The sequence below is a fragment of the Actinophytocola sp. genome (genome assembly GCF_035712165.1).
Lineage (GTDB): Bacteria > Actinomycetota > Actinomycetes > Mycobacteriales > Pseudonocardiaceae > DASYTH01.
The window spans coordinates 1-9118 of the sequence record NZ_DASTBH010000019.1 but is presented as its reverse complement, the minus strand read 5'-3'; the positions used below and the strand labels follow the sequence as shown (position 1 = coordinate 9118).

Here is a 9118-nt window from a genome sequence, read left to right as displayed (position 1 = left end):
GCCGGTGGAGGCGATCACGCGGGCGGTGAACGTGGAGGCGTTCATGCCGTGTTCCGCGGCGGAGACCCAGTAGGCGTCGATGGCCTTCACGTGTGCCGGGTCGGGCTCCTCGCGCCAGCGGGTCATGAACCGCTCGGTGATCGTGGTGCACTCGTCGATCCGCTTCTGCGGCACGGCGGGCCGGCCGATGCCGCGGGCGGACTGCGCGACGTAGGACAGCGCCATCACCGACGCGCGGGCCAACTGCTCGCGGGCCTCCGCGTCGGTGACGTCCAGCAGCGGCGCGTAGTCCCAGATCGGGGCGAGCATCGCCAGCGCGGCCTGCACGTCGACCCGGACGTCGCCGGTGTGCACCGGGATGGGGAAGGGTTCGGCCGGCGGCAGGCCCTGCCCGAAGCGGCCGTCGACCAGCAGCGCCCACACGTCGCCGAAGGTGACCTTGCCGACCAGGTCCTCGATGTCCACGCCGCGGTAGCGCAGCGCGCCGCCGTCGCGGTCGGGTTCGGCGATCTCGGTGCGGAAGGCGACCACGCCCTCCAGCCCCGGGCGGAACCCGTCGTCCGGCTCCACGCCCGTCACGACGGGGGTCGTGCCCATGGGGGCCTTCTCAACCTGTTGCACAACGCCGTGCATTGTCTCGCCTTCCACAAGCCTGATACCCCGACGGAATCGCGCGCGTACGAGAGCGCGCGGAGTGAACTCACGATGCCTCCTCTGTGCTACCTGAGGCAATCGTTCACCTCGGTGTCGTCCGTCACGGTTAAGTGATCGATTCAGTTTGTAGGGTGTCCCTCATGCACCTCTCCCCGCAGGAACGGGACAAGTTGCTCGTCTTCGTCGCGGCGGACGTTGCCCGGCGGCGGTTGGACCGGGGGCTGCGGCTGAACCATCCCGAGGCGGTGGCGTTGATCACCGAGCACGTGCTGGAGGGCGCCCGGGACGGTCGGGGGGTCGCCGAGCTGATGGACAGCGGGCGGTCGGTGCTGCGCCGCGACCAGGTGCTGGACGGGGTGCCCGAGATGATCGACTCTGTGCAGGTGGAGGCCACCTTTCCGGACGGCACCAAGCTGGTGACCGTGCACCACCCGATCGTCTGACCCCGGAGGTCCGCATGCGGCCTGGAGAGATCATCACCGGCGACGAGCCCGTTCCGCTCAACCCGGGGCGGCATCGGGTGCGGCTGGTCGTGCGCAACGCCGCGGACCGGCCGGTGCAGGTCGGTTCGCACTACCACTTCGCCGCGGCCAACCTCGGTCTGGACTTCGACCGCAACGAGGCGTGGGGCTACCGGCTGGACATCCCGGCGGGCACCTCGGTGCGGTTCGAGCCGGGTGTCGAGCGCGAGGTCGACCTGGTTCCGATCGCCGGCCACCGCGTGGTTCCCGGCCTGCGCCCGGAGTTCTCGGGGGAGTTGGACCGATGACCCAGATCGAGCGGGGCAGGTACGCCGAACTGTTCGGCCCGACCGTCGGCGACCGGATCCGCCTGGCCGACACCGACCTGTTGATCGAGGTGACCGAGGACCGCAGCCGCGGCCCCGGCTCCGGCGACGAGGTGATCTTCGGCGGCGGCAAGGTGATCCGCGAGTCGATGGGCCAGGCCGCGGTGACCCGGGCCAGCGGCGCGCCGGATCTGGTGATCACCGGCGCGGTGGTGCTGGACCACTGGGGCGTGATCAAGGCGGACATCGGCGTGCGGGACGGCCGGATCGTCGGGATCGGCAAGGCCGGCAACCCGGACACGATGGACGGCGTCGACCCGGCGCTGGTGATCGGCCCGTCGACGGAGATATTGTCCGGCAACGGAAAGATCCTCACCGCCGGCGGGGTGGACTGTCACGTGCACTTCATCTGCCCGCAGCTGGCCGACACCGCGCTGGCCGCCGGGCTGACCACGCTGGTCGGTGGCGGCACCGGTCCGGCCGAGGGCAGCAAGGCCACCACGGTGACGCCGGGTTCCTGGAACCTGGGCCGGATGCTGCAGGCGATGGACGGCATCCCGCTGAACATCCTGTTGCTGGGCAAGGGAAACACGGTCAGCGTCGAGGCGCTGCGGGAGCAGTTGGCCGGCGGCGCCGGTGGGTTCAAGCTGCACGAGGACTGGGGCAGCACGCCGGCCGCGATCGACATCTGCCTGCGGGTGGCCGACGAGTCCGGGGTGCAGGTGGCGATCCACACCGACACGTTGAACGAAGCCGGCTTCGTCGAGTCCACAGTGGACGCGATCGGTGCCCGCTCGATCAACGCCTACCACACCGAAGGCGCCGGCGGCGGGCACGCACCGGACATCATCCGGGTGGTCTCCGAGCCGAACATCCTGCCGTCGTCGACGAACCCGACCCGCCCGCACACGGTGAACACCATCGACGAGCACCTCGACATGCTGATGGTCTGCCATCACCTCAACCCGTCGGTGCCGGAGGACCTGGCGTTCGCGGAGAGCCGGATCCGGCCGACCACGATCGCCGCCGAGGACGTGCTGCACGACCTCGGGGCGATCTCGATGATCAGCTCGGACTCGCAGGCGATGGGCCGGATCGGTGAGGTGATCATCCGGACCTGGCAGACCGCGCACGTGATGAAACGGCGGCGCGGCGCGCTGCCCGGCGACGGCGCCGCGGACAACCAGCGGGCCCGGCGGTACGTGGCCAAGTACACGATCAACCCGGCGATCGCGCACGGCATGGGGCACGAGATCGGTTCGGTGGAGCTGGGCAAGCTGGCCGATCTGGTGCTGTGGGAACCGAAGTTCTTCGGTGTCCGGCCGAACGTGGTGCTCAAGGCCGGGTTCGTCGCCTGGGCGCAGATGGGTGACGCGAACGCCTCGATTCCCACGCCGCAGCCGGTGTTCGCCCGGCCGATGTTCGGTGCGGCGCCTCGGGTGGCGGCCGCGAGCAGCCTGCACTTCGTGGCGCCGGAGGCGATCGAGGCCGAGTTGGCGGACCGGCTGGGCACCGGCACACCGATGCTGGCGGTGGCCAACACCCGGCGGATCGGCAAGGCGGACATGATCGGCAACGACGCCCGGCCGGACGTGCGGGTGGACCCGGACAGTTTCGCGGTGCGTGTGGACGGTGAGCTGATCGAGCCGGCTCCGGCCGAGGAACTGCCGATGGCCCAACGGTATTTCCTGTTCTGATGGAACTCCTCGCGCTCGCCCTCGCCGACGCCCGGTTCCCCGGCGGCGGCCACGCGCACTCCGGCGGTCTGGAGGAGGCCGCCAGTCGCGGGCTGGTCACCGGCGAGGCGGACCTGCCCGGGTTCCTGCTCGGCCGGCTGCGCACCGCGGGCGAACTGGCGGCGGTGTTCGCCGCCGCCGCAGCACATGCCGCCCGGCGCCGGGTCGCCCCGGCGTTCTGGACGCTGCTGGACACCGAGTTGGACGCGCGCACCCCGTCCCTGGCCCAGCGCGAGGCCTCCCGTGCGCAGGGCGCCGGCACCCTGCGCGCCCTGCGGGTCGGCCGGATGGTCCCCGGCGGTCTGCCGGACCGGCCGCACCACGCCCTGGTGCTCGGCGCGGCCATCGGGCTGGCCGGCGGGTCGCCGGAACAGGCCGCACTGACCGCGGCGTACCTGTCGGTGAGCGGACCGGCCGGCGCCGCGGTCCGGCTGTTGGGGCTGGACCCGTTCCTGACGAACGCGGCGGTGCTGGCCCTGGCCGGGGAACTGCGCGGGGTCGCGGGCCGGGCGGCCGCGGTGGCCGCGCTGGACCCGGCCGAACTGCCCGCGCCCGGCGCGCCCGGGCTGGACCTGTTCGCCGAGTCGCACCGGCGGGCACACGAGAAGGAGGTGCGTCTCTTTGCCAGCTGACGAATTTCCCAGGCCTGATCCGCACGGTCCGGATCCCCACGAGCACGCCCCGCCTGCCGGCCGGGCCGTCCGGCTCGGGGTCGGGGGACCGGTGGGCAGCGGCAAGACGGCGCTGGTCGCCGCGCTGTGCCGGACGCTGCGCCCGGAGGTTCGCCTGGCCGTGGTGACCAACGACATCTACACCACCGAGGACGCCGACTTCCTGCGTGCCGCCGGGGTGCTGGCGGCCGACCGGATCGAGGCGGTGCAGACCGGATGCTGCCCGCACACCGCGATCCGGGACGACATCACCGCGAACCTGGACGCGGTCGAGCGGCTGGAGCACCGCTTTCCGGGTCTGCACCTGGTGATCATCGAGAGCGGCGGGGACAACCTGACCGCGGTGTTCAGCCGGGGTCTGGTGGACCGGCAGATCTTCGTGGTGGACGTGGCGGGTGGGGACAAGGTGCCGCGCAAGGGCGGCCCGGGAGTGACCACAGCGGACCTGCTGGTGATCAACAAGACCGATCTCGCCCCGCTGGTCGGCGCCGACCTGGTGGTGATGTCCGCCGACGCGCACCGGGTGCGCGGCGGGTTGCCGGTGATCAGTCAGTCCCTTGTGGACACTCCGGACGCGCCGCAGGTGGCCGCCTGGGTCCGGGAACAGTTGAGTCTCGTGACGGCGGCGTGAAGGCCAGGGCCCGGCTGGTGGTGGAGCTGGACGGGCGCGGCCACAGTGTGGTGCGGACACTGCGCTCGGCCGCGCCGCTGTCCCTGATGCCGGCGCGGCGCTCGACCGGCCCGGCCGTGGTGCGGCTGCTCAACTCCGCGGCCGCGCCGCTGGCCGGCGACGATCTCGAGCTGACCGTGCGGGTCGGGCCGGGCGCCCGGCTGGCCCTGTCCGGGGTGGCCGCGACGCTGGCGTTGCCCGGCCACCGGTTCGAGCCGAGCCGGTTCGCGCTGCGCCTGTCGGCCGGCGTCGGCGCCGAGGTGTCCTATCTGCCCGAGCCGACCGTGGTCACCAGCCGCGCCCGGCACGAGTCCTACCTGTACGCCGATCTCGCCGCCGGGGCCGCGCTGCACTGCCGGGAGGTGCTGGTGCTCGGCCGGGCGGGGGAGCGGCCGGGCCGGCTGACCACCGCGACGCACCTGGTCCGGGCCGGCCGCCCGGTGCTGCGGCAGTGTCTGGAGATCGGTGACGAGACGCTGGCCGGCAGCCTGGCGATGTTCGCCGGCCGGCGGGTGCTGGCCACCGAGATCCGGCTGGACGACACCGAACCGGCGCGACCCGCGAGCGGCGACTGGTGGTCGCGCTCGCCGCTGGCCGGCGGCGGTTCGATCGCCACCGCACTGGCCGAGGACGCCGTCGCCGCGCTGCGCTGGCTGGAGCTTGCCGGCGCGGAGCGCGGAATCCTACCTGAGGCAGAACGATAAACCGGTCCACTCTCGCTGGAATTAGGGGCTTTCCCGCCATTCGGTTATTTCATCGTTATGGATCCCCCTAGTGCCCCCCGGCGGGTGGTCCCCCGAGCGGGGGGCAAGTTGCAGACCGCAGTTACAAAAGGCCGCCTTTCATGGTGAAATGTTCCGCGCGCGAGGAGGCGGTGGTTATTTTGGGTGAAGAGAACGGTGCACATCCCCGAACGTATGGCGGCGTCGACACGGAGCAACGCCGGGCCGAGCGGAGAGACAAGCTCCTCGAGGCGGCGCTGGACGAGTTCACGTCGAAGGGGTACCACCGGACCAAGATCTCCGACCTGTGTTCCCGGGCCGGTGTCTCCACCCGCAACTTCTACGAAAAGTTCGCCAGCAAGGAAGCGCTCCTGCTCGAACTGCACGCGCAGATCAACCAGCACGCGATGCGCCGGATGCTGCCGCTGCTGGACTCGCTCGGCGACGCCGACGCCCTGACCCGGGTGACCACCCTGGTCGACGCGTTCGTCGAGGCGATCACGTCCGACCCCCGCTATCCGAGGCTGAACTACGTCGAGGCGCCTGGGGTCAGTGCGGCCATGGAGCGGCAGCACAAGGAATGGGGCGGCCGTTACGTGGAGTTCATCGAGGCGGAGTGCGTCCGGGCCGCGGCGGCCGGGCTGGCGCCCGAGCGCGACTACCACCTGACGGCGATCGGGCTGGTCGGCGCCATCACCGGGCTGCTCCGCGACTGGCAGTCCAACGACCCGCCGGGGTCGCCCGCCGCCGTGGCCGCCGAGATCCGCGAGATGATCATCGCCTCGATCACGCGGCCGGTAACCGTGACGTAACCGATCCGGAAGATCACCTGGTCCGGCCTGCCCAAACGAGATCGATTCCGCGTGGCTGGAGTCACCGCACCGGTGGTTTCGGTTCGCCGGAATTCCCCGTAACGTCCTGGGAAAGTTCTGAACAGGGCGAGGAGAGATAGGTATGGCGGACGGCGAGCTCACCAGCGTCGCGATCGACCTGCCGGCGATGCGGGTGTCCTACGAGCAGGGTGCGCTCTACGAGTCGGATCTCGCCACCACCTGGGCCCAGCAGCTGCAGCGCTGGCTGGACGACGCCCGGCGGGCTGGAGTAGCCGAACCTAACGCGATGGTGCTCGCCACGGCCAACCCGGATGGGGTTCCCTCGTCACGCACCGTGCTCGCCAAGGGTCTGGACGAGCGCGGTGTGGTGTTCTTCACGAACTACACCTCGACCAAGAGCCACGACCTGATGTCGACCCGGTACGCCTCGGCCACGTTCCCCTGGTACGACCTGCACCGGCAGGCGACCGTGCGGGGCACGGTGGAGAAGGTCAGCCCGGACGAGACGGCCAAGTACTGGGCCAGCCGGCCGCGCGGCTCGCAGCTCGGCGCCTGGGCCTCCCCGCAGTCCAGCGTGGTGCCCGGCCGGCAGGCGCTGGACTCGGCGCTGGCCAACATCCAGCGCCGGTTCGCCGACACCGACGTGGTGCCGGTGCCGCCGCACTGGGGCGGTTGGCGGATCCGGCCGGAGCTGGTCGAGTTCTGGCAGGGCCGGGCGGATCGGATGCACGACCGGCTGCGCTTCAAGCTGATCGGCGACACCTGGCAGATCGAGCGGGTCGCCCCCTGACATAGTTAGCGGAGCTAAGCTCTTGTTCCGTGGGAACTGAGGGGGACAGCCGCGCGGGCGTGCGACGCCGGTCGCTGCTGGGCCGGATCGTGATCGACACCCGGCCGCTGAAGATCCGGGACTTCCGGCGGCTGTGGTTGTCCACCGGGATCACCGCGATGGGCAGCCAGGTGGCCGCCGTCGCCGCGCCCAAGCAGGTGTACGACCTGACCGGCTCGTCCGGCTGGGTCGGCCTGACCGGCGCGGTGGGCCTGGTCTCGCTGATCGTCTTCGGCCTGTGGGGCGGCGCCATCGCCGACGCCTTCGACCGGCGGACCGTGATCATCGTCTGCGGCGTCGGGGTGATGGTCACGTCGGCACTGCTGTGGGCCCAGTCGTTCGTCGGGCTGGACTCGGTGTGGGTGGTGCTGGTGCTGCTCGGGGTCCAGCAGGCGTTCGCCGCGGTGAGCAGTCCGACCCGGAGCGCGGTGATCCCCCGGCTGGTGCCCGGCCATCTGGTCGCCCCGGCGAACGCGCTGGGCTTCACGGTCTACACGGTCGGCGCGGTGTTCGGCCCGCTGGCAGCCGGAACGCTGATTCCACTGGTCGGACTGTCCACTTTGTATCTGGTGGACACGGTGGCACTGGCCCTGGTCTTGCCGCTGGTGCTGCGGTTGCCCGCGATGCCACCCGAGGGCAACGCGCCGGCTCGTGCCGGAGTGCGGGACATCGTGGCCGGTTTCCGGTACATGGCAACGAAGACCGTGCTGCTCGCGTCGTTCCTGATCGACATCATCGCGATGGTCTTCGGTATGCCTCGGGCGCTTTTTCCGGAAATGGCAGCGGAAACCTTCGGCGGTGGGTTCGCCCTCGGCTGGCTGTACGCGGCCATCCCGATCGGGGCGGCGGTCTGCGGGCTGTTCTCCGGGTGGCTGTCCCGGCTGCCCCGGCAGGGCGTCGTGGTGACCTTCGCGGTGATCGTCTGGGGCGGCGCGATGGTGGGTTTCGGCCTGTCGGCGGCACTTCCGGTGGCGGTGGCGTTCCTGGCCCTCGGCGGCGCCGCGGACCTGGTCAGCGCGGTGCACCGGGGCGCGATCCTGCAGACGGCGTCGACCGACGAGATGCGCGGCCGGATGCAGGGGGTGTTCACGGTCGTGGTCGCGGGCGGCCCCTATGTCGCGGATGTGATGCACGGCTGGGCCGCCACCGCGATAGGCCCGGCGGCCGCAACCGTGGTCGGCGGTCTGCTGGTAATAATCGTGGTAATCGGCGCCGTCGCCGCCCTTCCCGCGTTCTGGCGCTACATTGCGCCCGCCGATACCACCCCGAACAATTGATCCGTTGGTGTGCACTTCCGCGCGTGTCGCTTGAATAGCGAGACGACTCTCTTAGGTTGTCCGCCATGGGCATCCTCGAGTCCACCGCACGCACCCGGGAACTCGGCAACGAGCTGAAACGCCGCCGCAAAGCCGCCGGCCTGCGCACGGTGACCTGGCCACCAGACGTCAGTGGTCCACCACCAAGATCTCCCGCATCGAGACCGGCCAACGCGCCACCGACGAGGTAGACGTCGTCTTCTACCTCGCCCACCTCGGCGCCAAGAAGGAAGACCTCGACGAGATCCTCCCCCTCTGCCGGGACGATCAGGGCTTCTGGATGAGCGAACGCCTGAGATCGCTCGTCTTCCACGAGAGCTCGGCGACCGCGAAGGTCAACTACGCCCCGCTCGTGATACCCGGCTTGCTGCAGACCGAGGCGTACGCCTCGGCGCTGATCACCGCCGACATCGGCCAGTTCAATGCTCCCCCGGCCGTGGACGTCCGGATGCGCCGCCAACGGATCCTGCGCGATCCGCGGTCGCCCTTGGACGGCACCTTCTACATTCACGAGCAGGTGCTGCACCTTCCGGTCGGTGGCAACCGGGTGATGAACGAGCAGCTGCTCCAGCTCGTACTGCTCGCCGAGCAGCCGAACATCAGCATTCGCGTGGTGCCAACCGCACTGGGCGCGCGATCCCACTTCGGCCGCGCCTTCCTGGTCTTGCACTACCGGCAACACCGCCCGCTGGGCTACCAGGAGAGCGGTGTCCTAGCCATGTTCATCGAGGACGCGGAACTCGTCCAGCGCTTCGAATGGAAGCTCAGCCGCATCGCCGCGGTCGCACTCGGCCCGGAGCAGTCCCGGGAACTGATCGCCAATGCGGCGGACAGGTACGACCGCCCGGACGACCCACCCACTCCGGCGAAAGACCACCCGGCGCGAGAGTGCGCGATATA

At 70.6% G+C, this 9118-nt stretch carries 11 protein-coding genes; 10 read left to right on the top strand and 1 reads right to left on the bottom strand.

The features are described 5' to 3' along the window. On the bottom strand, positions 1 to 597 hold a 597-nt coding region (locus VFO68_RS00915), incomplete at its 3' end, for a citrate/2-methylcitrate synthase (RefSeq protein WP_325156177.1). A gap of 197 nt (positions 598 to 794) precedes the next feature. Between VFO68_RS00915 and VFO68_RS00910 the strand changes: the two genes are divergently transcribed. The 10 genes from VFO68_RS00910 to VFO68_RS00865 all read left to right on the top strand — a co-directional run. Beyond that, positions 795 to 1097, top strand: a complete 303-nt coding sequence (locus VFO68_RS00910; RefSeq protein WP_325156176.1) for an urease subunit gamma — start codon at positions 795 to 797, stop codon at positions 1095 to 1097. 14 nt (positions 1098 to 1111) lie between these two features. Beyond that, positions 1112 to 1423 carry an urease subunit beta gene (locus VFO68_RS00905; RefSeq protein WP_325156175.1) on the top strand — a complete coding sequence of 104 codons (312 nt, stop codon included), beginning with the start codon at positions 1112 to 1114 and terminating at the stop codon, positions 1421 to 1423. After that, positions 1420 to 3138, top strand: coding sequence for an urease subunit alpha (locus VFO68_RS00900; RefSeq protein ID WP_325156174.1), 1719 nt, complete (start codon positions 1420 to 1422; stop codon positions 3136 to 3138). Before VFO68_RS00905 ends, VFO68_RS00900 begins: the two co-directional genes overlap by 4 nt. Then, positions 3138 to 3809 (top strand): urease accessory protein UreF, encoded by a 672-nt coding sequence (locus VFO68_RS00895; RefSeq protein WP_325156173.1) that lies wholly within the window; start codon positions 3138 to 3140, stop codon positions 3807 to 3809. Before VFO68_RS00900 ends, VFO68_RS00895 begins: the two co-directional genes overlap by 1 nt. Continuing rightward, positions 3799 to 4479 (top strand): urease accessory protein UreG, encoded by a 681-nt coding sequence (gene ureG, locus VFO68_RS00890; protein WP_325156172.1) that lies wholly within the window; start codon positions 3799 to 3801, stop codon positions 4477 to 4479. The genes VFO68_RS00895 and ureG overlap by 11 nt, the downstream gene beginning before the upstream one ends. Then, complete coding sequence (locus VFO68_RS00885; protein WP_325156171.1) at positions 4476 to 5222, top strand: urease accessory protein UreD; 747 nt, start codon at positions 4476 to 4478, stop codon at positions 5220 to 5222. Before ureG ends, VFO68_RS00885 begins: the two co-directional genes overlap by 4 nt. A gap of 179 nt (positions 5223 to 5401) precedes the next feature. Continuing rightward, the gene (locus VFO68_RS00880; protein WP_325156170.1) at positions 5402 to 6052 is read left to right on the top strand and encodes a TetR/AcrR family transcriptional regulator; all 651 of its coding nucleotides are present in this window, start codon (positions 5402 to 5404) and stop codon (positions 6050 to 6052) included. A 142-nt stretch (positions 6053 to 6194) separates the two neighbouring features. Then, positions 6195 to 6863, top strand: a complete 669-nt coding sequence (gene pdxH, locus VFO68_RS00875) for a pyridoxamine 5'-phosphate oxidase (protein ID WP_325156169.1) — start codon at positions 6195 to 6197, stop codon at positions 6861 to 6863. 29 nt (positions 6864 to 6892) lie between these two features. Further along, a complete protein-coding gene (locus tag VFO68_RS00870) occupies positions 6893 to 8179 on the top strand; it encodes an MFS transporter (protein WP_325156168.1) in 1287 nt (428 codons plus the stop codon). 319 nt (positions 8180 to 8498) lie between these two features. Continuing rightward, positions 8499 to 9118, top strand: a 620-nt coding sequence (locus VFO68_RS00865) for a DUF5753 domain-containing protein (protein WP_325156167.1), incomplete at its 3' end; no start/stop codon positions are given.